28 protein-coding genes and 1 pseudogene are annotated in these 23757 nt (G+C 62.5%); 19 read left to right on the forward strand and 10 right to left on the reverse strand.

Annotated elements, in window-relative coordinates:
- The first annotated feature begins 84 nt into the window (after positions 1–84).
- The 6 genes from ndk to V1290_RS34530 all read left to right on the forward strand — a co-directional run bounded on the left by ndk (position 85) and on the right by V1290_RS34530 (position 5378).
- Positions 85–507 (forward strand): nucleoside-diphosphate kinase, encoded by a 423-nt coding sequence (gene ndk, locus V1290_RS34505; protein ID WP_334368491.1) that lies wholly within the window; start codon positions 85–87, stop codon positions 505–507.
- Between the two features lie 63 nt (positions 508–570).
- Entirely contained in the window at positions 571–1407 is an 837-nt protein-coding gene (locus V1290_RS34510; RefSeq protein WP_334368492.1) for a TerC family protein, read from the forward strand.
- Between the two features lie 272 nt (positions 1408–1679).
- Entirely contained in the window at positions 1680–4034 is a 2355-nt protein-coding gene (locus tag V1290_RS34515; protein WP_334368493.1) for a xanthine dehydrogenase family protein molybdopterin-binding subunit, read from the forward strand.
- Between the two features lie 110 nt (positions 4035–4144).
- Positions 4145–4459: an ArsR/SmtB family transcription factor gene (locus V1290_RS34520; RefSeq protein WP_028346460.1), complete on the forward strand. Its 315-nt coding sequence runs from the start codon at positions 4145–4147 to the stop codon at positions 4457–4459.
- A 2-nt stretch (positions 4460–4461) separates the two neighbouring features.
- The gene (locus tag V1290_RS34525) at positions 4462–4926 is read left to right on the forward strand and encodes an SRPBCC family protein (RefSeq protein ID WP_334368496.1); all 465 of its coding nucleotides are present in this window, start codon (positions 4462–4464) and stop codon (positions 4924–4926) included.
- Positions 4927–4961: 35 nt separating this feature from the next.
- Positions 4962–5378, forward strand: a complete 417-nt coding sequence (locus V1290_RS34530; protein WP_334368497.1) for a GFA family protein — start codon at positions 4962–4964, stop codon at positions 5376–5378.
- A 41-nt stretch (positions 5379–5419) separates the two neighbouring features.
- Here the strand turns inward: V1290_RS34530 and V1290_RS34535 are convergent, their stop codons facing one another.
- On the reverse strand, positions 5420–6376 hold the full coding sequence (locus V1290_RS34535) for a LysR family transcriptional regulator (RefSeq protein WP_334368499.1): 957 nt from the start codon (positions 6374–6376) through the stop codon (positions 5420–5422).
- 123 nt (positions 6377–6499) lie between these two features.
- Here V1290_RS34535 and V1290_RS34540 point away from each other — a divergent pair, with 123 nt between their 5' ends.
- From V1290_RS34540 to V1290_RS34550, 3 genes are all read left to right on the forward strand, one after another.
- Positions 6500–7456: a hydroxymethylglutaryl-CoA lyase gene (locus V1290_RS34540; protein WP_334368500.1), complete on the forward strand. Its 957-nt coding sequence runs from the start codon at positions 6500–6502 to the stop codon at positions 7454–7456.
- Positions 7453–8670, forward strand: a complete 1218-nt coding sequence (locus tag V1290_RS34545; RefSeq protein ID WP_334368502.1) for a CaiB/BaiF CoA transferase family protein — start codon at positions 7453–7455, stop codon at positions 8668–8670. Before V1290_RS34540 ends, V1290_RS34545 begins: the two co-directional genes overlap by 4 nt.
- Positions 8671–8751: 81 nt before the next feature.
- Positions 8752–9744: a Bug family tripartite tricarboxylate transporter substrate binding protein gene (locus tag V1290_RS34550; protein ID WP_334368503.1), complete on the forward strand. Its 993-nt coding sequence runs from the start codon at positions 8752–8754 to the stop codon at positions 9742–9744.
- A gap of 188 nt (positions 9745–9932) precedes the next feature.
- Here V1290_RS34550 and trpS read toward each other — a convergent pair whose 3' ends face one another.
- Positions 9933–10952, reverse strand: a complete 1020-nt coding sequence (trpS, locus tag V1290_RS34555) for a tryptophan--tRNA ligase (protein WP_334368504.1) — start codon at positions 10950–10952, stop codon at positions 9933–9935.
- Positions 10953–11607: 655 nt separating this feature from the next.
- Here trpS and V1290_RS34560 point away from each other — a divergent pair.
- Positions 11608–12018, forward strand: a complete 411-nt coding sequence (locus V1290_RS34560) for a DUF1127 domain-containing protein (protein ID WP_334368505.1) — start codon at positions 11608–11610, stop codon at positions 12016–12018.
- 213 nt (positions 12019–12231) lie between these two features.
- Positions 12232–12330 (forward strand): annotated as a pseudogene (locus V1290_RS34565) (IS5/IS1182 family transposase); the annotation flags it as partial.
- On the opposite strand, the gene V1290_RS34570 reads toward V1290_RS34565, so the two are convergent.
- Positions 12331–12801, reverse strand: coding sequence for a hypothetical protein (locus V1290_RS34570; RefSeq protein WP_334369298.1), 471 nt, complete (start codon positions 12799–12801; stop codon positions 12331–12333).
- Positions 12802–12875: 74 nt separating this feature from the next.
- On the opposite strand from V1290_RS34570, the gene V1290_RS36660 reads away from it, so the two are divergent.
- On the forward strand, positions 12876–13142 hold the full coding sequence (locus V1290_RS36660) for a DUF6894 family protein (protein ID WP_442895034.1): 267 nt from the start codon (positions 12876–12878) through the stop codon (positions 13140–13142).
- Here the strand turns inward: V1290_RS36660 and V1290_RS34575 are convergent.
- Positions 13096–13299: a hypothetical protein gene (locus tag V1290_RS34575; RefSeq protein ID WP_334368506.1), complete on the reverse strand. Its 204-nt coding sequence runs from the start codon at positions 13297–13299 to the stop codon at positions 13096–13098. The two genes, V1290_RS36660 and V1290_RS34575, sit on opposite strands and share 47 nt — an antisense overlap.
- Positions 13300–13433: 134 nt before the next feature.
- On the opposite strand from V1290_RS34575, the gene V1290_RS34580 reads away from it, so the two are divergent.
- Together V1290_RS34580 and V1290_RS34585 are read left to right on the forward strand one after the other, a co-directional pair.
- Entirely contained in the window at positions 13434–14168 is a 735-nt protein-coding gene (locus tag V1290_RS34580; RefSeq protein ID WP_334368507.1) for a Crp/Fnr family transcriptional regulator, read from the forward strand.
- 212 nt (positions 14169–14380) lie between these two features.
- Complete coding sequence (locus V1290_RS34585; RefSeq protein ID WP_334368508.1) at positions 14381–14596, forward strand: hypothetical protein; 216 nt, start codon at positions 14381–14383, stop codon at positions 14594–14596.
- A gap of 119 nt (positions 14597–14715) precedes the next feature.
- Here the strand turns inward: V1290_RS34585 and V1290_RS34590 are convergent, their stop codons facing one another.
- Genes V1290_RS34590 through V1290_RS34610 form a run of 5 tightly spaced genes read right to left on the reverse strand, consistent with a single transcriptional unit; the run spans position 14716 to position 16701 of the window.
- Complete coding sequence (locus V1290_RS34590) at positions 14716–15177, reverse strand: DUF1801 domain-containing protein (protein ID WP_334368509.1); 462 nt, start codon at positions 15175–15177, stop codon at positions 14716–14718.
- Positions 15178–15193: 16 nt separating this feature from the next.
- Complete coding sequence (locus V1290_RS34595) at positions 15194–15664, reverse strand: DUF1801 domain-containing protein (protein ID WP_334368510.1); 471 nt, start codon at positions 15662–15664, stop codon at positions 15194–15196.
- A gap of 25 nt (positions 15665–15689) precedes the next feature.
- Complete coding sequence (locus V1290_RS34600; protein ID WP_334368511.1) at positions 15690–15896, reverse strand: hypothetical protein; 207 nt, start codon at positions 15894–15896, stop codon at positions 15690–15692.
- Between the two features lie 53 nt (positions 15897–15949).
- Positions 15950–16381 carry an SRPBCC family protein gene (locus V1290_RS34605; RefSeq protein ID WP_334368512.1) on the reverse strand — a complete coding sequence of 144 codons (432 nt, stop codon included), beginning with the start codon at positions 16379–16381 and terminating at the stop codon, positions 15950–15952.
- Positions 16378–16701 carry an ArsR/SmtB family transcription factor gene (locus V1290_RS34610; RefSeq protein WP_213247700.1) on the reverse strand — a complete coding sequence of 108 codons (324 nt, stop codon included), beginning with the start codon at positions 16699–16701 and terminating at the stop codon, positions 16378–16380. The genes V1290_RS34605 and V1290_RS34610 overlap by 4 nt, the downstream gene beginning before the upstream one ends.
- A 292-nt stretch (positions 16702–16993) precedes the next feature.
- On the opposite strand from V1290_RS34610, the gene V1290_RS34615 reads away from it, so the two are divergent.
- A complete protein-coding gene (locus tag V1290_RS34615; RefSeq protein ID WP_334368513.1) occupies positions 16994–17629 on the forward strand; it encodes a class I SAM-dependent methyltransferase in 636 nt (211 codons plus the stop codon).
- 10 nt (positions 17630–17639) lie between these two features.
- Here the strand turns inward: V1290_RS34615 and V1290_RS34620 are convergent, their stop codons facing one another.
- The gene (locus V1290_RS34620; RefSeq protein WP_334368514.1) at positions 17640–18044 is read right to left on the reverse strand and encodes a four-helix bundle copper-binding protein; all 405 of its coding nucleotides are present in this window, start codon (positions 18042–18044) and stop codon (positions 17640–17642) included.
- A gap of 270 nt (positions 18045–18314) precedes the next feature.
- On the opposite strand from V1290_RS34620, the gene V1290_RS34625 reads away from it, so the two are divergent.
- From V1290_RS34625 to V1290_RS34640, 4 genes are all read left to right on the forward strand, one after another.
- Positions 18315–18644 carry a hypothetical protein gene (locus V1290_RS34625; protein WP_334368515.1) on the forward strand — a complete coding sequence of 110 codons (330 nt, stop codon included), beginning with the start codon at positions 18315–18317 and terminating at the stop codon, positions 18642–18644.
- 79 nt (positions 18645–18723) lie between these two features.
- Positions 18724–19131, forward strand: coding sequence for a FixH family protein (locus tag V1290_RS34630; protein WP_334369266.1), 408 nt, complete (start codon positions 18724–18726; stop codon positions 19129–19131).
- Positions 19128–20531 carry an efflux RND transporter periplasmic adaptor subunit gene (locus V1290_RS34635; protein ID WP_334368516.1) on the forward strand — a complete coding sequence of 468 codons (1404 nt, stop codon included), beginning with the start codon at positions 19128–19130 and terminating at the stop codon, positions 20529–20531. Before V1290_RS34630 ends, V1290_RS34635 begins: the two co-directional genes overlap by 4 nt.
- On the forward strand, positions 20528–23716 hold the full coding sequence (locus V1290_RS34640; protein WP_334368517.1) for an efflux RND transporter permease subunit: 3189 nt from the start codon (positions 20528–20530) through the stop codon (positions 23714–23716). Before V1290_RS34635 ends, V1290_RS34640 begins: the two co-directional genes overlap by 4 nt.
- Positions 23717–23757 lie beyond the last annotated feature (41 nt).

Genomic DNA, 23757 nt, shown 5'->3' on the forward strand with positions numbered 1-23757 from the left:
ACAGGGTCGCTTGCCGTCGCGAGGTGGCGCCGATATAAGCCCCCGCAACTCTCCAAATCAGCGTGTTTTGCAAGGATGTAAACGATGGCGACTGAACGCACTTTCTCGATCATCAAGCCGGACGCGACCGCGCGCAATCTGACCGGCGCCGTCAACGCGTTGATCGAGAAGGCCGGCCTGCGGATCGTCGCCCAGAAGCGCATTCGCATGACCCGCGAACAGGCGGAAACCTTCTATGCCGTTCACAAGGCGCGTCCATTCTTCGGCGAGCTGGTCGACTTCATGACCTCCGGCCCGGTCGTCGTGCAGGTGCTGGAAGGCGAGGGCGCTATCGCCAAATACCGCGACGTCATGGGGGCCACCGATCCGTCGAAGGCGGCGGAGGGTACGATCCGCAAGGTCCACGCGAAGTCGATCGGCGAGAACTCGGTGCATGGTTCGGACGCGCCGGACACTGCCGCGATCGAGATCGCGCAGTTCTTTTCCGGTAACGAAATCGTCGGCTAATCGATTGGAAGAGCGGCCGCAATAGCCGCGCGCAACGGCTGAAGAGGCCTGGGGGGAAACGCTGTGAACTGGCTCTTGCAAATCTTCGATCCTGCGACGATTTCTGCGTTCTTCACCCAGTTCCACGCCGAGATGCAGACACCGGCCTTCTGGGTCGCGCTCGGCAAGATCATGTGGATCAACATCCTGCTGTCGGGTGACAACGCGCTTGTCATCGCGATGGCCTGCCGCAGCTTGCCGCCGCGCCAGAAGTTCTGGGGCATGATTCTTGGCGCCGGCGTTGCCGTGCTGCTGCGCATCATCTTCACCGGCATCGTCGTGACGCTGATGGCGCTGCCGTTCCTCAAGCTGGTCGGCGGATTGGCGCTGCTCTTCATCGCGGCAAAGCTCCTGGTGCCGGAACACGAGGACGAGAGCGACACGGAAGCGGCTGCGCATCTGTGGGCAGCGGTGCAGATCGTTGCGATCGCCGACATCGTCATGAGCCTCGACAACGTCATCGCGGTCGCCGCGGCCGCCAATGGCAGCATCGCGCTGCTCGTCATCGGCCTTGCCATCAGCGTTCCCTTGATCGTCGCGGGTGCTGCGCTGATCATGGCGTTGCTGACGCGTCTTCCCGCGCTGGTGTGGGCCGGTGCAGGCTTGCTGGGCTGGGTCGCGGGTGAGGTGATGGCGACCGACCCGGCGCTGCAACCGTCTCTGCACGCATTCTTCAACGGTCCGGTCGGTGTCGGCCTCGATGGAATGCTCAAATCGCTCGGCATGGCGCCGCACTTCGCCAATGGCGGTCATGGCGGAGAGGTGATCCTTGGACTCATCGGCATCGCCGTGGTGCTGCTGGCAGGAGCGGTCTGGCGCAAGCGCAAGCTGCAGGGCGCGGAGCACTCGGCGACGGCGTAGGCAAGGGCCTTGCGATCTCGCGGCATGGATGGCGAGATCGGCACGGTCATTGTATCAGATGAAAACGGAAGGCTGCCGGGTGCACGGTGCGCCCGCAGCCCGTAACCAGGCGGTCGCCATTGCGGTCGCGCCGGAACGCCCGGCATTCCCTGCGCAATGGTCCTGACGGACCGCCTTGATTTCATTGATAATTTTGAATCTGGCCCGATGCCGAGCAGCCTGACGAGGGCTTCCGATTGCCTTTGCCGCCGCCTAATTCCATACAGCTTCACATGACCGAACCGTTATTGGGGCGCAGCCTCGATCGCCTTGAAGACGTGCGCTTCGTGCAGGGACGCGGGCGCTACGTCGCCGATCTCGCGTCGCGAGAGGCGCTTCATGGCGTCGTCGTTCGCTCGCCGCATGCGCATGCGCGCATCACCGCGATCAGCGTCGATGCGGCGCGCAGGATGCCCGGCGTCGCGGCCGTGCTCACGGGAGCCGAATTGGCATCCGACGATATCGGCCCGTTGCCGTGCGCGGTGACCAGCATCCCGATGACCACGCCGCTCGTGGTGCCGCCCTATCACGCGCTGGCGCGCGGCGTGGTGCGCCATGTCGGCGAGCCGGTCGCGTTCGTGGTTGCGGAAACCACTGAGGCCGCGCGCGATGCCGCCGAGGCCGTCGTCGTCGACTATGAGCCGCTACCGCCGGTGGTCGCGATCGCAGCGGCGATTCTGCCGGATGCCCCGTCGATCTGGCCGGAGGCTGTGGGCAACATCGCGTTCCAGTTCAACCGCGGCGAGATCGGTCCGGTGGAAGCGGCGATCCGCGGTGCCGCCCACGTCGTGGAATGCGAGTTGGTCAACAACCGCGTCGTCGCCGCGCCGTTGGAGACACGCGGTGCGATAGGGCGGTTCGATGCCGCGAGCGGCCGGCTGCACCTGACCGCCTCGGCCGCCGGCGCGCATGCGATCCGCGACCTGCTCGCCGACCGAGTCTTTCGCATCGGCAGAGAAAAACTTCGCGTCAACATTCCCGACGTCGGCGGCGGCTTCGGGATGAAGAACGTGCTCTATCCGGAGTGGGTGCTGGTGCTGTGGGCGGCGCGCCGCCTCGGCCGTCCCGTCACCTGGATCGGCGATCGCGGCGAGGATTTTACCGGCTCCGCGCATGGCCGCGACAGCATCGTTCGGGCCCGCCTGGCGCTCGATCGCGATGGCCGCTTCCTGGCGCTCGACACCAGGGTGTTCGCCAATCTCGGCGCCTATGTCTCGACGGTGGCGCCGGCCGTGCCGACCATGGCGATGGCAAGCGCGATGGGTGGCGTCTACGATATTCCGCTGATCGCGTTCGAGACCAAGGGCGTGTTCACCAATACGACGCCGATCGATGCCTATCGCGGCGCCGGCAAGCCGGAGGCAAATTATCTGATCGAGCGCTGCATCGATATCGCGGCCCATCAGCTCGGGATGGATGCGCTGAAACTGCGGCGCAAGAACATCATGCGTCGCTTCCCTTACAGCAGCGCGATGGGGCTTTCGGTCGAGCAGGGCAGCTTTGCCCACGCCATCGATCACGCCGCCACTGCCGCGGAGGGATTCAAGGCGCGCCAGAGAAGATCACGCAAGCTGGGCCGGCTGCGCGGCCTCGGGCTTGCCTGCTTTCTCGAGACCGCGCGCGGCCAGCCCAACGAAGTGGCGGAAGTACAGTTCGGTGAGGACGGCCTGATCGACCTGAAGGTCGGCACGCATTCCAGTGGCCAGGGCCACGAGACCACCTACGCCCGGATCGCAGCCGACGCGCTCGGCCTTCCGCTGGAGCGCTTCCGGTTTCGGCAGGGCGATACGGACGATCTGGATAGTGGCGGCGGCCATGGCGGAGCGCGCTCTATGCACCAGGGCGGCACCGCGCTGTTGATGGCGGCGGAAGGCTTGATCGAGAATGCGCGGCGGCTTGCCGCGCGCCTGCTGCAGGCCGGCGTGGATGCGGTTCAGTATGAAGCAGGCATGTTGCGTGTGGCCGCGACCGGGCAGGAGATCAGCCTCGATGAGGTGGCGCGCGCTTCCTATCAGCTAGCCGGCGACGACGTAGCACCGGGGCTGGCGCACAGAGCCACTCATCTGTGCGACCGCTACACGTTTCCCAACGGCTGCCATGTCGCGGAGGTCGAGATCGACCCCGAGACCGGCGAGGTGAGGCTCGATCGCTACGTCATCTTTGATGATTACGGCCGCCTGCTCGATCCCCGCCAGACGCTGGGGCAGGTGCATGGCGGCGTCGCGCAAGGCATCGGGCAGGCGCTATTCGAGCACGCGCTGTTCGATGCGGAGACAGGACAGATTCTGTCGGGCTCGTTGATGGATTATGCGCTGCCGCGTGCGGGCGATCTTCCCGCGTTCGAGGGCGACCTCACGCCTGATTTTCCAAGCCGTGCCAACCGGCTCGGCGTCAAGGGAAGCGGTCAGGCCGGCGCCATCGCGGCACCTGCCACCATCATGAACGCCGTGATGAACGCACTGGCGCCGCTCGGCGTGCGTCATCTCGACATGCCCGCAACGCCTTCGCGCATCTGGCGCGCGATCCAGGCGGCAGAAGCGCGATCGCGTCAGCGCGCTGACACCGCGTCCGCCGATCAATCGTCCTGATCGTCCGTCCCTAATCACAGCAAGGTGACGAATGACTTGCTGGACGGGCTTGGCTGTTGCTTGACATGCAGGTATTTACCTGCATATTGTGTTCTTCATAGAGTGAGACCATGCAGGCCGACAAGGTTTTCAAAGCGCTGGGCGACCCGACACGCAGAAAGCTGCTTGATCTTCTCTGTGAGAAGAACGGGCAGACGCTTGGGCAGCTTTGCGAAAACTTGGACATGGCCCGGCAATCCGCCACGCAGCACCTCGAAATCCTGGAGGCGGCCAATCTGGTGAGCACGGTCAGGCGCGGCCGGGAGAAGCTGCACTTCATCAACCCGGTGCCGCTTCATGAGGTCTACGAGCGGTGGGTGCGGAAATTCGAACGACAGCGGCTCAGCCTGCTGCACGATCTGAAGAAAGAACTCGAAGGAGAATGACGATGACCAAAGAGACGACCAGCTTTGTCTACGTGACCTATATTCGCTCGACGCCGGAGAAGGTGTTCGAGGCCATCACAAAGCCGGAGATCGCAAGGCGATACTGGGGCCACGAAAACGTCTCTGACTGGAATCCCGGATCGAAATGGGAGCATGTTCGCGCCAATGATCAACGGAGCGTCGAACTGGTCGGCAAGGTCGTCGAGGTCTCGCCACCAACCCGTCTTGTCATCACCTGGGCGAATGCGTCGCAGGCCTCCGATCCTTCCGCCTACAGCCGGGTGACGTTCGAGACCGAGGAATACGAGGACATGGTCCGGCTGACGGTCACACATGACGAACTCGTAGCCGGCAGCGGGATGGCGAACGGCATCAAGAAAGGTTGGCCGGTCGTGCTCGCCAGCCTGAAATCCTTGCTGGAAACCGGCCACGGCCTCGACGTCTTCGCCAAGCCGAAATCGGCCTGATCCCTTGCCGGTCAATCAGAAGCAGGAGAATGACCATGACCAAGCCCTTTATCGGCGGGTGTGCCTGCGGCGCGATCCGTTTTGAGACGAGCAGCGAACCTCTCGTCGAGAGCCACTGCCAATGCCGCGATTGCCAGAAACGAAGCGGCACGGGGCATGGATCCTACCTGGTCTTCCCCCGGCGAGCCGATGTGGCAATTACGGGCGAAGCGAAAGAATGGCGGGTGGCGGACGACAACGGGAATGAAAAGGTCCACGCCTTCTGCCCGACCTGTGGAACGCCGGTCTATCTGACATTCGTCGCCAACCCGGAACCGATAGCGGTCCACGCGACCAGCCTGGACGACCCAAGCCGGTTCAATCCACAACTGATCACGTACGGCATCCGCGGCCATGCGTGGGACACGATGGATCCTTCGTTGCAGAAATTCGAGCGGATGCCGCCCGGATAATTTCGCGAGGGGAAGCACTCGTGTTGCAGAGTGTCCTGAACCTAGTTCGCGGCGCGCTTGCTCCGTCGGCCGTTTCCCTTCGCCGGCCATCGCCCTGCGCTGACCGCTGAGCGGACCACCTCGACCATTGTCTTGCGTACCTCGAGAAAGGCTTTTGTTTGCGGACGGTCCGCGAGCGAAACCAAAGCGCACGAGCGCGTCAGCGGCGGATCGATGATGCGGCGTGCGTGATATTTCTCCGCCGCCAAGTCGGCGAGAACGGTTGCGCGGGAGAGGATCGCGCATCCTAAACCAGCCTCGAGCGCCATTCGCAATGCCGACAACGAATCGACTTCGAGCGTTTCGCTCGGCGTGATCTGATTGCGCAGAACCTGGGTCTGGATGATGGCCCGCGAAGCCGGCATCGGCGTCAGTCCAACCACGCTTCGTTGCGGGATGGCGGAGAAGGCGATCGGACTGGAAGATTTGCCGATCAGACCCGGATGCCCGACGAGATAGAGATCTTCGTCCTGCAGCCATTCGACGTCCAGGCGGGCATCCCGGGGCGGATTATAGGCGAGCGCGAGATCGACTGTCCCTGAGAAGACGCGCTCGATCAGCGCCGGCGACAGCGCCTCGACGACCGTCAGGTGTACGCCTGGGAAATTTGTTCGCACCGCCTTCATGACGTCGAGCGCGACCATGGAGATCGCGGTATGGCTGAGGCCGAGACAAACCGGACCGGTCGCGGCCTCATTGAAAGTTCGCACATCCTCTTCTGCCTTGCAGAGCGCCGACAGCACGGCGCTGGCGTGCTCGTAAAGCCGCCGGCCAGCCTCGGTCAGCGCGATCCCGCGCGGCCTGCGCTCCAGCAGCTTGACGCCCAGATCGGTTTCGAGTGCGGCGACGTGATGGCTCAGTGCCGACTGGGCGACGTTGAGCGCCTCCGCGGCCCGCGACAGCACGCCGGCGTCGGCGATGGCGATGAAATAGCGAAGCTGCCGCAATCCGAGCGCCATAGAACCGCTCCCTGCCATCGAATTATTAGAACATAATGATCTTCATATTATATTTGTCAGATACCGAGGCGCAAGGCAAGCTCGCCCGCAATCGACAAGGACGACCCGGAGGAGCGCCGGCGCATGGACCTGCCTGATAGCGTCGTCATCAGCGAGGAGGGGCCCCGCGAAGGCTTTCAGATCGAGCCGGGCCCAATCGCGACTGCCGACAAAATCGCGCTGATCGACGCGCTCTCCGCGTGCGGGCTTCGCCGGATCCAGATCGCCTCCTTGGTCAATCCCAAGCACGTCCCGGGTTGGGTCGACGCCGAGGCCGTGATCGAAGGGTTCACCGCGCGGGAAGGCGTCGAATACTCCGCCCTGTGGTTCAACGAGAGCGGGCTGCAGCGCGCGCTCGCGTTCAAGCAGAAGCTCACCCTTGCCGGGTTTATCTCGCTGAGCGCATCCGAGCCGTTCGCGATCAGGAATCTCAACCGCGACCGCGCCGGACAGATCGAAGCCATGCGCAGGTACGTGCGTGTGCATCGGGAAGCCGGCGTGCCGATCTCCAAGATCATCGTCATGGCCGCGTTCGGCTGCAACTTTGCAGGTGACATATCGTCGGCAGAGGTCGTCGCGACAGTTTCGGACGCGCTCGCCATCGCGCGCGAAGCGGACATCGAGGTGCGCGACGTTGCGTTGACGGATTCCATGGGCTGGGCCACACCGAAGCGGGTCGCTGCCGCCGTCGGTGCCGTTCGCGACCGCTGGGACGATTTGCGGATCGCGCTTCACCTCCACGATACGCGCGGGCAGGGCATCGCCTGCGCCTATGAGGGACTGCGGCTCGGAGTCACGGCTTTCGATGCGGCGGTGGCGGGACTCGGCGGCTGTCCGTTTGCCGGGCAACCCGGCGCGCCGGGTAACATCGCCACCGAAGAGCTCGCATTGTTGTGCGAGGAGATGGGCATCTCCACCGGCCTGAATATCGAGGCGCTGATCGAGGCCGGGCGTCTTGCCGAGCGGATCGTCGGACACCGGCTGCCGAGCGCGGCGCTGCGATCGGGAACGCTTGCCGCCTTCAGGAGACCGGCTGCATGACAACTTTTTCCAAACCGCTTGCAGGGCTGAAGGTGCTCGACTTCGGTCACACCATCATGGGGCCGTGCGCGGGTGTCCTGTTTGCCGATCTCGGCGCCGACGTGGTGAAGATCGAGCCGGCCGACGGCGATCCGACGCGGCGGTTGCCGGGTTTCGCCGCCGGCTTTTTCGCGACCTATAACCGCAACAAGCGCTCGATCGCGATCGACCTGAAACGGCCCGAGGGACAGGCGATCGTGCATCAGCTGGTGAAGGACGCCGATGTCGTGCTGGAAAATTTTGGCCCGGGAACGATCGAGCGGCTGAAGTGCAGTTGGGAGGATCTGCGCCGGATCAACCCGCGTCTTGTGTACCTCTCGATGAAAGGATTTCTGAAGGGGCCGTACGAGAACCGCGGCGCGCTCGATGAAGTGGTGCAGATGCAGTCCGGGCTCGCCTATATGACCGGCCCGCCGGGGTTGCCGCTCCGCGCGGGCGCGCCGGTCATCGACATTCTCGGCGGCGTGTTCGGCGTGGTAGCCGCGCTGGCCGCGCTGCGCGAACGCGACGTCACCGGGGTGGGGCAGAAGGTTGCGAGTTCGCTGTTTGAAAGCGCAACCTTCATGCTCGGCGCGGTCGTCGTCGGCAGCGCGGTTACCGGCGGGCCGATGCCACCGATGCCGGCACGGAAAAACGCCTGGGGCGTCTATGACGTTTTCACCGCTTCCGACGGCGGCCAGGTCTTCATCGGCTGCACGTCGGACGGGCACTGGCAACGCTTCTGCGACGTGTTCGGCTTCGATGACTGGCGCGATGATCCGAGCCTCGTCGGCAACGCCAATCGTTGCGAGGCGCGCGAGTGGATGCTCCCCGAACTGGAGCGGCGGATCACGAAACTGCCGCTGCACGAAATCCTCGAAAAATGCGAGGCGGCGCGGGTCGCCTATTCGCGCGTCGGGCGGCCCGACGAATTATCGACCGATCCGCATCTGCTTGCCAATGGCGGCCTGCTCGCAACCGCCGTGTCGGCTTTCGGCGGCGGACCGCTGGTCGGAATTCCGGCGCTGCCGGTGGAATTCGGCGAGGCCCGCGAACGGCCGGGCCTCGCGCGCCAGCCGCCGCGGGTCGGCGAGCACGCCGATGAAATTTTGCAAGCTGCCGGATATTCGGCGCACGAAATAGCCGATCTGCGTGCGGCCGGCGTGCTTGGCGCGGCTGCGAGCATGCCTGCATAGAATTGAACAACAAGAAGCGAATAACGAAAAAGAGCGGCCCAACCGCCTTCATAGCGCCAATGGTCAGGGAGGAGGCGGAACATGATTTCCGACACACTGTTTCGAGCGAAGGCATTCATTCTCGGCGCGGCGGTCGTCGCGGCGCTCGTTGCGATCGTGTCGAGCGCCGCGGCGCAGCCATACCCGTCGCGGGCGATCACCATCCTGGTCGGCTATTCCGCGGGCGGACAGGCGGACGCGCTGGCCCGGACCATCGGCAAGCAACTCGGCGAGAACCTCAAAGTATCCGTCGTCATCGAGAACAAGGCGGGCGCAAACGGCATGATCGCGGCGCAGGCGGCGGCGCGCGCCGAGCCTGACGGATACACGATCCTGATGGTGACGGACGCGATGGTCACCATCGATCCGCACCTCGCCACCAGCAACCATTTCGACCTTTCGACCGCGATGGAGCCGGTCGTCAACGTCGCGTGGTCGCCGCTCTTGCTTGCCGCGGCCAACAATGTGCCGGCGAATTCGGTGGCCGAGTTGGTCGCGCTGGGCAAGCAGAACACGCAGAATTTGAGTTTCGGCAGCTCCGGCAGCTCGACGCCGCACCGCCTCGCCGGCGAGATGCTGCAGAAATACGGCGGCTTCACCATGACCCACATTCCCTACAAGGGAACGGCGGCGTCGGTGAATGATCTCCTGGGTGGGCAGATCCCGCTGCTGTTCGGCGCACCCACGGCGGTGGAGCCGCTGGCTGCGGCCGGCAAGATCAAGCTGCTCGGCGTCACGTCGGAGAAGCGCTTCCCGTTGCTGCCCAACGTTCCGGCGATCAGCGAAACCTTCGCAGGGTTCAAGATCATCAGCTATATAGGCTTCATGCTGCCGAAGAAGACCCCGACGCCTGTCATCACGACCTTGAACAAGGAAGTGAATGCGGTGCTTGCCACTGACACGATGCGCGCATGGCTGGACAAGCAGGGCATGGTCGCCGTCGGCGGCACGCCTGATGATTTCAAGCGCCAGATCGGGATTGATTATCAAGCGCGGGGTGAGCTTGTCCGCGCTCTCGGCATCACCAGCGAGTGAGCCCAGGAGTGCCGCAACGCGTGGAGCTGTGAGGAGAGCGGCGACGGCTTCCTGCGCTGATCGGGCCGTGGCTAGGGCGTGTACTCATTAAGCGACGCTCAACCCTCAACAGCGGCGGAATAGCGGACATCGCCCGATTTCGCAGAGGGGCAAAATCCAGACATAAGCTCGGCTTGGCCCCCATCCGACTAGTTCAATGTGAATAGACCAAGCGCGGCGCGAACATCGCGCAAAGTGGCATCAGTTGTCTCCCGCGCTCGCGCAGTGCCAAGCTTAACGACTTGCAGCAGATAGCCGGGATCACGAGCGAGTGCGCGGCGACGGATTCGGATTGGCGCGAGAAGTGCCTGCAGCACGTCATCCAGACGTTTCTTCACAATGCTGTCGCCCAAACCGCCACGGACATAGCGTGCCTTCAAATCCTCAACTGCAACGTGATCTTCGTCGAACGCATCCAGGTACTTGAAAACCACGTTGCCTTCGACGCGACCTGGGTCGGACGCCTTTATATGGTTTGGGTCAGTGAACATACGCCGGACAGCCTTACGTATTTCATCGGCCGTGGCTGATAGCTGAATAGTGTTGCGCTGCGATTTGCTCATTTTGGCTTTGCCGTCGATGCCGGGAAGGCGTCCGACGCGAGGAATAAGTGCGCGGGCTTCGGGCAACACGTCAACACCAGCTTGGCGATTGATGCGGCGAACGATCTCATTGGTTTGCTCGATCAATGGAGCTTGGTCTTCCCCAACCGGAACAATCGTCGCTTTGAAACCGGTGATGTCGGCGGCCTGGGCGACGGGATAGCAGAGAAAGCCTGCTGGAATGTCTCTGCCAAATCCTCGCGCCTGGATTTCGTCCTTGATGGTTGGGTTGCGCTCAAGCCGGGCCACCGTGACATAGTTCATGTACAGCAGGGTCAAATCGGCAAGTGCCGGGAGATGCGATTGAAGACAGATCGTGGTCAGGTTCGGGTCGATCCCGGCAGCCAGGTAGTCTGTCGCGATCTCTAGGACATTGTCACGCAGCCGACCAGGATTGTGCGCGTTGTCCGTGAGTGCCTGGGCATCCGCCAGCAGCAGGTACTGCTGGTGCGTCGTCTGTAGGGTGACGCGGTTCTTCAACGAACCGACGTAGTGCCCCAGGTGCAACGGGCCGGTGGTTCTGTCGCCGGTCAAGATAACAGGGAGGGTGGCTGACGAGTGTTGCATCGCGGTTCTCCAGATAAGAACCGCCGTTCAATCGGACTGTTGATGCAGCAACCTCGCAAGCCGATGAACGGCGGCGACGGTTGGGTGAATGACAAAGCCGTGCCGCTCCTAAGTGGAGCGCCACCACAAGTTCGCGAACGTGATCACGACGACAGTCATGCGGCCGATAGTGACGAAACTTCAGAGGAAAGCAAGCCGGCTTGATGTCTCAAATGGGTCAAAGGCGGCGGTGGAAGGGAGCAAGGATCGATGCCCGGTTTGCCGCTGACAATCGGTCACAAGGGCTTAAGCGCGGTTCGGCCGTGGGCCAGAAGCGGGCTTAATACATAGCCAACTTCTTGCATTCGATAAGTATCAAACAACCAGACGATCTCAGAACCAAGGCAGACTTCGCGTCAGGAGAGCTCGCCTCCAGGATGCGAGGAGCACTGGCACACCCCTTGATTTTGCGCGATCTCCGTGGTAGCTACGCTTCATGATCAAAACGTCGTGCGCATCGTGGACCCGCAAACACATGACCCGCTCTCGCTGGGCCGTGGAAGGAGTCGTGCGCTAGGAATTCGACGACGCGATCTTTTCACCAGGCCCCGCCGGCATCGGACGGGGCCTTTTGTTTGGCCACGCTCCCTGCCGGCATAACAGCAGGGAGCATCCGATGTCACCCCAACAGACGAACCTCACATCCGAGACCGGTCGCGATGCCTCAGGGCTCCGCCTCGACCTCGCCATCGCTTTGGTGAAAGACGCCTCGGGCAATGCTTTGGCCGAGGCGTGCCCCGATGCTTCCATCGCAGCGCTGAGAGACGCTTTCTCGGAAAAGGAAGCGGCTGGACCACCAGTCGCATCGACGCGGAGCGTCTTGAGTTTGCTCCAGGGATATTGGCGTGCGTTTCGAAAACGACGCCAACGCGAGAGGTTGCTAGTCAGTTTGCACGACCTGAGCGACAGAGAGCTGATGGATATCGGCCTGACACCCAGTGACATCGACTACATCGTCGCTGGCCGAGCTATTGAAAGGCTCAGAGATGGCACGACGTATCTAGGGCTGTCTCGTGGTGTGATGTAACTGATGGTAAGTCACCGCCAGTTCTGCACGTTTAGGCAGGCCGTCAGGCGGATCAGCGAAGTGTGATCCGCCACTTTTCTACAATCGTCGTGACATGGCGGATTGCGCTAACGCCGATCCGCCATCGAGCTGCGATCCGGCCCGCTCCTTGGCGGGCCACATTGCGCCGGACTGTCTTGCCGTGATTCAAGCCCGCTATCGTGGGGGCGAATCATGCGTTACGAACTCACCGACAAGGAGTGGGCTGCAATCACGCCGATGCTACCGAACAAGCCACGCGGCGTGCCACGGGTGAATGATCGTCGTGTTCTCCTAGTACAGCCGCATCGGCAGCGGCAACTGGACGTCCTGATAGCGGCCCTCGTAGCGATCGACAAAATCCTGCAGGAAAAACGGAATGTCGCGTAGCTGGAGGTCGCAGCGTCGCCGCAGCTCGTGCGCGACTTCCACCGAAGCGTCACGACACCACCCCTCAGCGACGTTGAAAGCAACCACCCGGATCGGATTGGTGTACTGGCCGGTGAGCAGGTCCATTACAACCGGCTCAAATCCCGGGCTCTCGGAACTGACTTCTGCCCAGACCCGGCCGTGTTCCAGGGATTCATGCTCGACCATATAGACGTCGTGCTCATCACCATGTGGCACGATCGACGGACCCGAGCCGGCGTTACGCATCAACAACTCCCGGACTGCAGAACGGGGAATCAAGCTGGCTTTTTTCGATTCGTTCCATATCGGGTAGAGAGGCGGACGGCCGCACAGCGCGCCGCTGTTCTTGCTCAATCGCAAGCATGCGCCGCGCACCGGCGACTGCGTTCCGGCGCAGGAACATTTAGCAGGGGCGTGACTTCACTAACGTGTATCATGACAGGGCTGAACTCGATAAAGAAAGCGAGGAACTGCCCGATCGGCAAGCCGCCTGGCGGGAGGCGACCGTGACGGCGGGGCAGATCATCCGGGATCTCGATGGGAGGCTATGTCCGGGCAAGGACTGGAAGTCACCGACGAATTCGCAAATCCGCTGTACGTCATTCACGTCTGCGCCGACAAATCCAGATAGGGCGGAAGACCGCAGCGCTATTTCGGGCGCTGCAATCCAGGCGACGTCAGCCAGCGTTCGATGACCGCTGCCGACTCGGTCGCGACCGCCGCCCGTATCAAACGATCACGCTCCTGTCCTGGCGGTGAGCTCTCGGCCTTTTCTCGGGCGCGAACTGCAATTTGTTTGAGGCGCTCCTGGAGCGAGAGTGCCGGGCGGCTGCGATTGCGCGTTTTTTTCATGGACGGATCTCCTCATTGGCTTCGACCCTTCCACGTTTCGGCAACCGCATCCTTAACCTTTGTTTGGAACCGGCATCGGGCAGGTTTCGTTTCACCCAGAGGCAGAAGATCATTCAATCGAACAGGACAGGCGCGTGAATCGGGATTCGGTGTTGGCAAGCTTGTTGCGGCGGCTCGATACCGTCTCGAAACTCGATCCGGCTGATACTGCCGCGATCCGTTCGCTTCCGATCGCGGTTCGCCACTGGGAAGGCGCAAGAGCCATCGTATCTGACGGCGAACGTCCGTCGGAATGCTGTCTGATCATCGAGGGCTTCTGTATCCGTTCCAAAACGACAGAGGCCGGCCAGCGGCAAATTCTCTCGATTCACATCCCTGGCGAGATTCCCGACCTTCAGAGTTTGCACCTGCGCAGGATGGATCATGATCTCGCCACGCTGGTCCCCTCGACGCTAGGGTTCATCAGTCATGCCTCGCTGCTAGACCTGACGCATGCGAGACCGAATGTTGCGGACGTGCTCTGGCGCGATACCTTGATCGATGCCGCGATATTTCGGGAGTGGATCGTCAATGTTGGACAGCGGCCGGCACCGGCCCGGCTTGTCCATATCGCGCTCGAACTTCGCAGGCGTCTTCTTGCAGTCAGGGGAGGCACGGAGCCTGCCACGTTCGAATTCCCGCTTACCCAGGAGCAGATCGGCGAGGCGCTGGGCATCACGCCGGTGCATGCGAACCGCATCATCAGGCAACTGCGCGAGGACGGGATCGTCGACGTCAGCAGAGGGCAAGTGCGCGTGCTCGACGAAACAAGGCTCGCGGAACTGGCGCAGTTTGACGACCGTTACCTGCATCAGGATCCGGCCGTCTGAAGCGTCCGATCGTGCGGTGGCGGCGATCCAGCCGCTGGTCCAGCCGCGCTTGGGTCGATCGGACGCAGCGATTCTGTTTGCGTCATTGGAACGATTCAAGCTCGGGAAAATTATGCAATCTGTGTCAGGGATAGACACATGAACTCGAGCGGCTGCCGATGCAGTGCCGTTTACATGGCGCATCGGCGACCGCTTTCTTTTAGCCGCCGGCCATGAAGGATTTTGCAAATGCGTCGTTCCCGCCCGAGGTCATCTCGGTGATGGAGCAGGCGCTTGACGCCGCCGTCGCGACGCTCCCGGAGCCCGTCCATTCCCACCACGTTCAATTGATCGCGGAAGCGATCCTGCGCGCCGCTCACGGCGGAGAGCGTGACCCGGTTGTCCTGCAACGGCTCGCATTGCTGGAGCTGCAGCTTCATCCTCGGTGATGGCTATAGCGTTTTCCAGCGAAGTGGACACCGGTTCGCGTCAGAAAACGCGTCGAAACAAGAATCTAGAGCCCGGTTCTGATTCAATCAGAACCAAAAAGGCTCTAGCCTTCGTTTGCTCAAGCGCTCTTTGATTTCTTCCGAGCGCTGGCGGGTCGTGCGACGGCTCGCTTCGACGTGTTCAGTGCCACAGCCTCGCGAATGAGTGCCTTCAATGCCTTTTCGTCGATCTTGTCGCCTTCATGGAAATCGATGGCGCGCCGGGTGTTGCCCTCCAAGCTGGAGTTGAAGAGGCCTGACGGGTCTTCCAGCGAGGCGCCCTTCGCGAAGGTCATCTTCACGACCGCCTTGTAGGTCTCTCCGGTGCAGATGATGCCGTCGTGCTCCCACACCGGAACGCCGCGCCACTTCCACTCCTCGACCACTTCGGGATCGGCCTGCTTGATGATGCTTCGAATCCGCGCGAGCATCTCGCCGCGCCAATCGCCCAGCTCCTTGATTCGCGCATCGATGTGCCGAGAGGGAGAGCTTCCGCCTTTTCCTTCGCTCGCGCCGCTCTTCTTCATTGTTGCTTTCTTCATGGCTGTTGTCATTCGCTCACAATCGTTCGCCGGGCAATTGGCTCGCTTGCTTCACCCAGGCAACAAGCTGCGCTTCGTCAAGGCCGTCCTCATGGATGTCGAGATAGCGCACTTCCTTGTGCTTGGACTCGCCGGGCGGGAGAGGGTGGAGCGATGTGCCGCGGAAGAAGGTCACTTTGACGTACTTCGTGAAGCAGTGAAAGGCGAGGAACCAGCCGCCCTGGTCCTCGACGCCATAAAAGGGCGTATTCCATTTGACCGCCTTGTGCACGCCGGGGACGGTGCGGACGATCAGCGCGTCGAGGTGGCGCCCGACGTCGCGTTTCCAGCCCGGCATGGCCGCGATGTAGGCCTGCACGGGGGCATCGCCGTATCCCTTTGCGATCTGAGGATTGCCGCCTGAGAGCAGGACGGGCTTTGCGGTAGCCTGCTTGGCGGTGGTCTTCTTTGCGATCTTCGCCGGCCTTCTCGACGTCGTTTGCGCCATTGTGTTCGCTCCTGTCGCCGGTACGTCAGCCACTGCGCCATTTGGCGGCGTAGGGCAGCACGAACATGTACAGGCCGGTGAACATCAGTAAAAAGAGCGGCGGCAATGGGGAGTATACCACCCACGGGGAAGGCTCCCCCAGTCCCATGGCAATGAAATTGGCGACGACGGTCACCATGAAGGCAATCGACAGCCAGCGGTGAATCTGCCGAATCCACGTGTTCCAGTTCAATGAGCCCTCCTTTTGCAGACTTTTGCAGACGAGCCGGAGCGTGACGCGGCGGTTCAATCCGTCCGCGCCACGAGCTCTTCCAGCTTGGCGAAGAATTGCTGCCATCCAGCGAGGGCGCCGCCATAGGCCTGCTTCTGATCCGGCCGGAAACCGGTCTGCTCCATGCGCAGGAGGGTGCCTGTGGGCGTTGGCGTCAGCGTGAAAGTCACGACACTTTCTAGATTGAAAGCCGCATCGTCGTGCTTGAAATTCCAGGTGTACGACAGCGCCTTGTTCGGCTCGATGGCAAGGACCTCGCAGTCCAGCACGCCACCCCAATCGCCGCGAAGATTGAAATGGTGACCCACGACGGGCTTGAAGTCGTTCTTCATCAGCCACTCCTCCATCAAGTGGGGTTGCGTGAGCGCGCGCCAGAGCTTTTCCGGCGGATGCGACATTTCGCGTTCGACGACGACGGTGCGCGTTTCGGGGGCGGTATTTGTCATTGGTCCATCCGTTTGAGCAGGTCTTCCAGGTTATCGAACCGGTTCTGCCAGAAGCCGTGCATCTGGCTCGCCCAGTCGATCAGCGGGGCCAGCGCACCGAGTTGCGCGCTGTAGTGCGTCTGGCGGCCTTCGTGGCGGTCGCGCACCAACCCCGCCTGTTTCAAAACGCCAAGATGCTTCGAGACGGCCGGCTGCGAGATTCCGGCCCGGGCCGTCAGCGCCCCGACCGTTTGCTCTCCTTCGCGGCACAGCCGCTCGAAGATCGCCCGACGGCTTGGGTCGGCGAGTGTTCTGAACAGCACGTCATGAGCGTTGGGCATTCGAAATCAATAACTCTCTGGTTATTGATTGATACATACCCGCCGAGATATGGATTAGTCAAGCGGGAACACCGAAAGGCCGAATTATTTGTCCGATTTGCGACCAATATGCAGGTTGACGTCAGTGGCCACCCGCTCAACGCATGCCGTGTTGGTTATGTATTGGTCCTGCGCTCTCCGTTGCGAAGCAAGAGCTGCGGGTCCGAGCGCCGACGGCATGGTCGCCCCTCGTTGTCGAGGACGAGAGGGATGACCACATATTCAGCGTCGCATACAGCGAGGGGGAGGTCCTATGGGAGATGCCGGCCGTCAGGCCCATTGGGAGAACGTCTACACGACAAAGGGCGAGAACGAGGTTAGCTGGTTTCAGCAAAGCCCGGTTCCTTCGCTCGACCTGATCGTGCAGGCGGGGGTGACGCACAAGTCGGCCATCATAGACATCGGCGGCGGCGCCTCGCGGCTGGTCGACAGTCTCGTCGAGCAGGGATTTGAGGATATCACCGTGCTCGATCTTTCCGCCGCGGCGTTGGCCGCTGCCAAGCGCCGCCTGGAGAGCCACCTTGGCGCCAGCGCCGAGCGGGTTGGCTGGATCGTCGCGGATGCGACGACCTGGGAGCCGGCCAAGCCCTACGACATCTGGCACGATCGGGCAGCGTTCCACTTTCTCACCGACGCAGGCGATCGCGCCGCCTACATTGCGCGCCTCAAGCGGGGCCTGAAGATCGGCGGGCACGCCATCATCGCCACCTTTGCGCTCGACGGCCCCGAAAAGTGCAGCGGCCTGCCGGTCGCGCGCTACGACAGCGAGAGTCTCGGACGGACGCTGGGCACAGCGTTCAAGTTGGTCCACACGCAGCGGCACGAGCACGCTACGCCGTGGGAGTCCCGGCAGGCTTTTCAGTTCAGCGTGTTCCGGCACGAGGGCTGATTGCCGCGCGCTAATGCGCCATGCCGCGTGAGACCTCCTGGCAAGCTTCCATGCAGCGGCGGCAGCTTTCCGCGCAGATGCGGCAATGTTCGTGCGTGGCTGCGTGCCGCTGGCATTCCTCCGCGCAAAGCCGGCAGGCGGCGGCGCAGACGCTGAGCATGCGGCGCATCACCTCGTCGTCGAAACCCGTTCGGCGGGTCATGATGCGGCCGGTGATATTGCAGATATCGGCGCAATCCAGGTCAAGCCGGATGCACTGGGTCAGCTCCTGAACCATGCGCTCCGACAGGCAGGCGTCGGCGCAGGAGGTGCAGGTCTGGGCGCAGGAGTAGCATTCCTCGATGCAACGGATCAGGGCGTCACTGATCTGGCCTTGGACGGCCGGGTGGGTGCCAATCATTTCGCGGGCGTGCATGGCTGGGCTCCTTGCTGAGGACAGACCACCGCCGGGGGGGCGGCCGCTAGCTCAAGTCGCGGCCTTGAAAAACGTTCTGGGCAGCCGGCCAATCTGAATTGGGGTCAGGGGTGGGCTTTGATTCATCGCAAATGCGGTCTTCGTCCGCTGGCTTACGTTAACGAAACCCGCGGTTTCGTGATGGAACTCTGCTTCCCATCATGGGCCGAGATGTGCGAAACTGAACGCGTGAAATACTCGATTCACCTTTGCCGGCTGCTGGCGATTTTTGTGATCGTCGGCCTCGTCATCGCCCCGCTCACGGCGCGGGCGAATACGGGCGCCATGGCACCAATGGCCATGACGGCGATGTCCGATGACGCGGCCATGTCCGACGACATGCCGTGCTGCCCGGAGAAATCGGCGCCGGTCGATTGCGACCAGTGCCCGTTGATGGCGCTTTGCGTATCGACGACGTTGCAGGCGCCGCTGCCGGCCGGCATTGCCGAAATCCAGCCCGTGACCCTTCGCACGCTGCTGCCCGGCAGCGATCCGGAAGTGGAAAGCCTCGGGTACTCACCTCCGCCAAAACCTCCCCGGTCCCTGGTCCTTTCGGCGTAACGCCGGAATCTCGCGGCGCTTCGTGGCGTCCGCGCCCATGCCGCCAATGGCGGCTGACCAGTAGATCGAGGATACCATGATGAAGGCAATTCAGTTTTCGCGCGGCCTGCGGGTCGCGCTGAGCGCCGCTGTCCTGACATGCGCCGCAACCGTCGCACTCGCTGATATCAAGAATTACGAGTTCAAGCTCGTCGAACCGACTGTGAAGACCGGTCGCGACAAGATCATTGCGGTCAAGCTCATCGATAAGACGACGGGCAAGGCCGTTCCGGACGCGGTGATCTTTGCAACGCGTCTCGATATGGCACCGGATGCGATGCAAGAGATGGTGACCGAGCTTACGCCCCTGCCGGGATCCGAACCCGGTACCTACCGCTTCAAGGCCGATTTCAGCATGGCCGGCCGGTGGCAATTGTCGCTCGGCGCAAAAGTGCAGGGCGAAACCGGCACAGTCGACAACAAGCTCGTTATTCAGGCCGACAAATGAACCGGTCCGTTCAGGTTGCGATCGCTGCCGCCGTTACAGTTGCCGTGGTCGCCGGCGTCCTCGCGCGTCCCTATCTCTGGCCGCGCGGAGAGACCACGCATGCCCACGTCATGGCCCAGGCGAGCGAACCGGCGGGCGCCGCGATCTACTATCAGGATCCGAACGGCAAGCCGTTCTACTCGCTGACGCCAAAGAAGACGCCGGATGGCCGCGACTACCGGGCCGTCCTCCGGGGCGCCGACATCAGTTTTGACGATCCGCCGCAGGAAAGCGCGGCGGCTCCGCCCACCGACCGCAAGGTCAAGTATTACCGCAACCCGATGGGGCTGCCGGATGTTTCGCCGACGCCCAAGAAGGACTCGATGGGGATGGACTACATCCCCGTCTATGAGGGCGAGGACAGCGACGACGGATCGGTCAAGGTCTCGCCGGGAAAGATTCAGCGCACCGGTGTCAAATCGGAGCCGGCGGCCACTCGCCCGATCCGGACGGTCGTGCGGGCGCCAGGCACGATCCAACTCGACGAGCGTCGAGTCTCAGTCATCGCGATGCGTGCGGAAACCTACCTGCAAACAGTTGCCGACGTCACGACTGGTACCTTTGTCAAGAAGGGGCAGCCGCTGATGCAGGTCTACAGTCCGGCGGTTTCCAGTGCTGCCGCCGAGTATGTGACGACATTGACGTCCAAGACTACGGCGGGCGAACCGTCCTACGGACGCGGTTCACGGCAGCGGTTGATGAACCTTGACGTGCCCGACGCGGTAATCACCGAGGTCGAAAGAACGCGGGTCGTCCCGGTGACCGTCGCCTGGACGGCCCCACGGGACGGCATCGTGTTGGAACGCAACGCCGTCGAGGGTATGCGAGCTCAACCGGGCGACGTGCTCTTCCGCGTTGCGGATACGTCGGTGGTTTGGGCGGTAATTGACATCGCCGAGCGTGATCTCGGCTCGCTTGCTGTCGGACAAGGCGTAACCGTGCGCGCGCGCAGCTTCCCGGGACGGGACTTCTCCGGAAAGATCTCGGTCATTTATCCCCAGGTCAACCGCGAGACACGGACAGCCCGCGTTCGGATCGAACTTGCAAATCCCGACCTCGCATTGCTGCCGGACATGTATGTGGACGCCGATGTCGAGATTGGCGGCGCGGAGCCTGTTTTGGCCGTTCCCGACAGCTCGGTGCTCGATACGGGGGCGCGCCAGGTCGTTCTGGTTGACAAGGGTGAGGGACGATTCGAGCCCCGCGACGTCAAGATCGGCCGTCGGGGAGACGGACTGGTCGAAATCCGCAGCGGGCTGAAAGACGGCGAGCCCGTCGTCATCTCGGCCAATTTCCTGATCGATGCGGAAAGCAACCTGAAGGCGGCACTCAAGGGCTTCGCCGAGGGAGCTCAGCCATGATTGCCCGCTTGATCGCTTGGTCGGCTCGCAACCTCCTGCTGGTGCTATTCGGCAGCGGCTTTGCCGCTGCGGCTGGCATCTACGCGCTGGTCCATCTGCCGCTAGACGCTATCCCCGACCTCTCCGACACGCAGGTCATCGTTTACACGGAGTACCCCGGTCAGGCGCCGCAGGTCATCGAGGACCAGGTCACCTATCCGCTCACCACCGCGATGTTGACGGTGCCGAAATCGAAGGTGGTGCGCGGCTTTTCCTTCTTCGGCGTCTCCTTCGTCTACGTCATCTTCGAGGATGGCACGGACATCTACTGGGCGCGCTCGCGGGTGCTCGAATTCCTAAACGCCGCGACCTCGCGCATTCCCGCCGGCGTGACGCCGACCATCGGCCCGGATGCGACCGGCGTCGGCTGGGTTTACCAATATGCTATCGTGTCGAAGGAGCTGAACCTTTCCGACACGCGCACGATCCAGGACTGGAATCTGAAGTTCGCGCTCGCCAAGGCCGAAGGTGTCGCCGAAGTGGCGAGCGTCGGCGGCTTCGTCAAGCAGTACAATGTGATCCTCGATCCGCAGCGCATGCGCGATCGCGGCATCACCATGCAGAAGATGCGCGAGGCGATTCGTGCCAGCAACGCCGACGTCGGCGGCCGCACCGTCGAACTGTCCGAGTTCGAATATGTCATCCGCGGCAAGGGCTACCTGAAGAGCATCAACGACCTCGGCAACGTCGTGCTGAAGGTGAGCAATGGCACGCCGGTGCTCCTTCGCGACGTGGCCCGGGTGGAGCTCGGCCCCGACGAGCGGCGCGGCATCACCGAACTGAACGGGGAGGGCGAGGTCGCAAGCGGCATCGTGCTGCAGCGCTTCGGCGTCAACGCGCTCAATGTGATCCAGAACGTCAAGAAGCGCTTCCAGGAAATCGCCAGCAGCCTGCCGAAATCGGTCGAGATCGTGCCGGTTTACGACCGCTCGAACCTGATCTACGCGGCCATCGACACGCTCAAGCACACGCTGTTCGAGGAAAGTGTCGTCGTTGCGCTGGTCTGCATCGTGTTCCTGCTGCACGTCCGCAGTGCGCTGGTTGCGATTCTGATGCTGCCGGTCGGCATATTAATGGCGTTCGGCGCCATGAAGCTGCTGGGGCTCGGCTCCAACATCATGAGCCTTGGCGGCATCGCGATCGCGATCGGCGCCATGGTGGATGCAGCAATCGTCATGATCGAGAATGCCCACAAGCACCTCGAACGAGCGGAGCCCGGAAAGTCCCGGGTGGCCATCCTGATCGAGGCGGCCGCGCAGGTCGGTCCGGCGCTGTTCTTCAGCCTCTTGATCATCACCGTGTCGTTCATGCCGATCTTCACGCTGGAGCAGCAGGAGGGGCGGCTGTTCAGCCCGCTGGCGTTCACCAAGACATTCGCCATGGCCGCTGCTGCGCTGCTTTCGGTGACGCTGGTGCCGGCGCTGATGGTGATCTTCATCCGCGGCAGAATCATTCCCGAGCACAGGAATCCGATCAACCGTTTCCTGATCTGGATCTACCGTCCTGTTATCAACGGTGTGTTGCGCGCCAAAACGTTGGTCGTCCTGCTCGCACTCGCGATTCTGGCCGTGAGCGCCTGGCCGGCCCGTCAGCTCGGCACCGAGTTCATGCCGAACCTGAACGAGGGCACGCTGCTCTACATGCCGACGACATTGCCGGGCATCTCGATCACCAAATCCGCTGAACTGATGCAGACCCAGGATCGGATCATCCGGTCGTTTCCGGAAGTCGAATCCGTCTACGGCAAGGCAGGCCGCGCCGCGACCGCAACCGATCCGGCGCCATCGGAAATGTACGAGACCGTCGTCAATCTCAAGCCGAAGCAGGAGTGGCGGGCAGGCGTGACCATCGACAGCCTGATCGCGGAGATGGACAAGGCCCTGCAATTTCCCGGCGTCTCCAACGCCTGGACCATGCCGATCAAGGCCCGTATCGACATGCTGTCGACCGGCATCCGCACCCCGATCGGCGTCAAGGTGATCGGCACCGATCTGGTCGAGATCGACAAGCTCGCGAAACAGATCGAGCAGGTCCTGAAAGCGGTGCCCGGCACCTCGTCCGCCTACGCCGAGCGTGGCATCGGCGGCTACTATCTGGAGATCACGCCGGACCGCGAAGCGATGGCGCGGTACGGCATCATGATTCAGGATGTCCAGGACACCATCGCTACTGCGCTTGGCGGACAGACGGTCACGACGACAGTCGAGGGCCGCCAGCGCTTTTCCGTCAACATGCGCTACCCGCGGGATTTGCGCGACAATCCGAAGGCGATTGCAAGTGACGTGCTGGTGCCCATGCCGGCCGGCGGCGCCGTCCCGCTCGGCGAAGTCGCAAAGGTCGTGCCGGCGCGTGGGCCGTCCTCGATTCGCACCGAGAACGGCCAGTTGGCGACTTACATCTACGTCGACATCCGCGACCGCGATCTCGGCGGCTACGTCGCCGAGGCGCAGCGCGCCGTGCAAGCCAGCATTCAGTTTCCTCCGGGCTACTATGTGATGTGGAGCGGCCAGTACGAGTACCTCGAGCGCGCCACCGCAAGGCTCAAAATTGTCGTTCCCGCGACGCTGCTCATCATCTTCCTGCTGCTGTATCTCAACTTCCGCTCCGTCACCGAGACGATGATCGTGATGCTGTCGCTGCCGTTTGCGCTGGTCGGCGGGCTCTGGCTGATGTGGTGGCTCGGCTTCAACCTGTCCGTCGCGGTCGCGGTCGGCTTTATCGCGCTCGCCGGCGTTGCTGCCGAAACCGGCGTGGTGATGCTGATCTATCTGAACCAGGCGCTGGCCGAATTCAGCGCCCGTCGTGCCGCCGAGAACCGGCCGCTGACGAAGCGTGATCTCTACGACGCCATCATGGAGGGTGCGGTGGAGCGGGTGCGTCCGAAGATGATGACAGTGGTCGCCATCATGGCCGGGCTGCTCCCGATCATGTGGAGCAGCGGCACAGGCTCGGAGATCATGCAGCGTATCGCGGTGCCGATGATCGGCGGCATGATTTCCTCGACCTTGCTGACGCTGATCGTGATCCCGGCGATCTTCGGACTTGTGAAGGGCTTCGGGCTGAAGAATGGGGACGATTCCGTCGAGCCCCCGCGGTCGATTGCGTCTCCTGTCGCACCGCGAAAAGTTCCCGAGCCTGTCGAGTGATCAAACCTGCTGTAACCAAATCCGGCGGACCATCGAACTAA

The organism is Bradyrhizobium sp. AZCC 1578, assembly GCF_036924675.1.
Classification (GTDB): domain Bacteria; phylum Pseudomonadota; class Alphaproteobacteria; order Rhizobiales; family Xanthobacteraceae; genus Bradyrhizobium.

Coding starts and splice junctions, on each gene's coding strand:
- V1290_RS34605 (WP_334368512.1), bottom strand. CDS start 16,381: ATGACAAATACCGCCCCCGAAACGCGCACCGTCGTCGTCGAACGCGAA.
- V1290_RS34515 (WP_334368493.1), top strand. CDS start 1,680: ATGACCGAACCGTTATTGGGGCGCAGCCTCGATCGCCTTGAAGACGTG.
- V1290_RS34540 (WP_334368500.1), top strand. CDS start 6,500: ATGGACCTGCCTGATAGCGTCGTCATCAGCGAGGAGGGGCCCCGCGAA.
- V1290_RS34630 (WP_334369266.1), top strand. CDS start 18,724: ATGAAGGCAATTCAGTTTTCGCGCGGCCTGCGGGTCGCGCTGAGCGCC.
- V1290_RS34590 (WP_334368509.1), bottom strand. CDS start 15,177: ATGAAGAAAGCAACAATGAAGAAGAGCGGCGCGAGCGAAGGAAAAGGC.
- V1290_RS34560 (WP_334368505.1), top strand. CDS start 11,608: ATGTCACCCCAACAGACGAACCTCACATCCGAGACCGGTCGCGATGCC.
- V1290_RS34620 (WP_334368514.1), bottom strand. CDS start 18,044: ATGCACGCCCGCGAAATGATTGGCACCCACCCGGCCGTCCAAGGCCAG.
- V1290_RS34550 (WP_334368503.1), top strand. CDS start 8,752: ATGATTTCCGACACACTGTTTCGAGCGAAGGCATTCATTCTCGGCGCG.
- ndk (WP_334368491.1), top strand. CDS start 85: ATGGCGACTGAACGCACTTTCTCGATCATCAAGCCGGACGCGACCGCG.
- V1290_RS34525 (WP_334368496.1), top strand. CDS start 4,462: ATGACCAAAGAGACGACCAGCTTTGTCTACGTGACCTATATTCGCTCG.
- V1290_RS34610 (WP_213247700.1), bottom strand. CDS start 16,701: ATGCCCAACGCTCATGACGTGCTGTTCAGAACACTCGCCGACCCAAGC.
- V1290_RS34530 (WP_334368497.1), top strand. CDS start 4,962: ATGACCAAGCCCTTTATCGGCGGGTGTGCCTGCGGCGCGATCCGTTTT.
- V1290_RS34575 (WP_334368506.1), bottom strand. CDS start 13,299: ATGAAAAAAACGCGCAATCGCAGCCGCCCGGCACTCTCGCTCCAGGAG.
- V1290_RS34640 (WP_334368517.1), top strand. CDS start 20,528: ATGATTGCCCGCTTGATCGCTTGGTCGGCTCGCAACCTCCTGCTGGTG.
- V1290_RS34635 (WP_334368516.1), top strand. CDS start 19,128: ATGAACCGGTCCGTTCAGGTTGCGATCGCTGCCGCCGTTACAGTTGCC.
- V1290_RS34545 (WP_334368502.1), top strand. CDS start 7,453: ATGACAACTTTTTCCAAACCGCTTGCAGGGCTGAAGGTGCTCGACTTC.
- V1290_RS34520 (WP_028346460.1), top strand. CDS start 4,145: ATGCAGGCCGACAAGGTTTTCAAAGCGCTGGGCGACCCGACACGCAGA.
- V1290_RS34585 (WP_334368508.1), top strand. CDS start 14,381: ATGAAGGATTTTGCAAATGCGTCGTTCCCGCCCGAGGTCATCTCGGTG.
- trpS (WP_334368504.1), bottom strand. CDS start 10,952: ATGCAACACTCGTCAGCCACCCTCCCTGTTATCTTGACCGGCGACAGA.
- V1290_RS34535 (WP_334368499.1), bottom strand. CDS start 6,376: ATGGCGCTCGGATTGCGGCAGCTTCGCTATTTCATCGCCATCGCCGAC.
- V1290_RS34595 (WP_334368510.1), bottom strand. CDS start 15,664: ATGGCGCAAACGACGTCGAGAAGGCCGGCGAAGATCGCAAAGAAGACC.
- V1290_RS34615 (WP_334368513.1), top strand. CDS start 16,994: ATGGGAGATGCCGGCCGTCAGGCCCATTGGGAGAACGTCTACACGACA.